The following is a 1,379-nucleotide window of genomic DNA, read 5'->3' on the forward strand; positions in this document are numbered from 1 at the left end:
GGGCAGGGCAACTACGCTGCCGCGAATGCCTTCCTGGACGGTCTCGCCGCGCATCGGCGTGCTCAGGGCCTGCCGGCCCAATCCCTGGCCTGGGGACCTTGGAGCCAGGCGGCCGGCATGGTGGGCACCCTGAACGAGGCCGATCGGTCCCGTATGGAGCGGGGCGGCATCCTCCCCCTGTCCAACCGAGACGGCCTCGCGCTCCTTGACGCGGCGGCGCGGACGGACGAGCCCGCCGCGATCCCCCTGAAGCTGGACCTCGCGGCAGTCCGGGCCAGCGGCTCGATACCGGAAGTACTGCGGGGTCTGATCCCTGTCGTCATACGCGGCACCGCCCGGCCCCGCACGGACGCGGACGGGATCCGCCGGCGGCTCGTGGGCCTTGCCGAGGGGCAACGGCTCGACATGCTGCTGACCCTGGTCCGTACGCAAGCCGCCATGAACCTCGGCTACGCCGGACCGGAGGCAGTCGGCCCGGAACGTACCTTCCGGGATCTGGGGGTCGACTCCCTGGCGGCCGTCGAACTGCGCAACGGACTGGGCCGCGCGACGGGCCTGAAGCTCCCGGCGACGCTCGTGTTCGACTACCCCACCCCCGCCGTTCTCGCGCGTCATCTGCTCGACGAGATATCGGGGACCGTCCGCGCAGACAGTGTCACGGCGGCCGTGAACCCGGCCGACGACGACCCGATCGTGATCATCGGCATGGCGTGCCGCTACCCGGGAGGGGTGGCCTCGCCGGAGGACCTGTGGCGGCTGGTGGCCGACGGGACGGACGCCGTCTCGGGCTTCCCCACCGACCGCGGCTGGAACCTGGAGCGGCTCTACGACCCCACCGGCACCCGGCCGCACACCAGCTACGTCAACCGGGGCGGGTTCCTGCACGACGTCGCGGAGTTCGATCCCGGCTTCTTCGGGATCGCGCCGAACGAGGCGCTCATGATGGACCCGCAGCAGCGTCTCCTGCTGGAGGCGTCCTGGGAGGTGCTGGAGCGTGCGGGCATCGACCCGACGACTCTGAAGGGCAGCGCGACCGGTGTGTTCACCGGGATGACGTACCACGACTACCCCCACAACAATGCCACCGGCGCCATCGCCTCGGGCCGCGTGTCCTACGTCCTCGGACTCGAAGGTCCGGCGGTGACGATCGACACCGCGTGCTCCTCCTCTCTTGTCGCGCTGCACTGGGCCGCCCAGGCGCTGCGGTCGGGTGAATGCTCGCTCGCCCTCGCCAGCGGCATCACCGTGATGGCCACGCCGGAGAACTTCATCGAGTTCAGCGAGCAGCGCGGCTTGTCGGTGGACGGGCGCTGCAAGTCGTACGCGGCCGCGGCCGACGGCACCGGCTGGGCCGAGGGCGTGGGCATGTTGCTGGTCGA

The 1,379-nt window shown here is 71.1% G+C and carries 1 protein-coding gene; it reads left to right on the plus strand.

Annotated elements, in window-relative coordinates:
• Positions 1 to 1,379 (plus strand): beta-ketoacyl synthase N-terminal-like domain-containing protein (locus ACH4NX_RS38400; RefSeq protein ID WP_398130385.1); only part of this gene is annotated, 1,379 nt, incomplete at both ends.

This window comes from Streptomyces sp. NPDC017225 (assembly GCF_044331465.1).
In the GTDB taxonomy this organism is placed as follows: domain Bacteria; phylum Actinomycetota; class Actinomycetes; order Streptomycetales; family Streptomycetaceae; genus Streptomyces.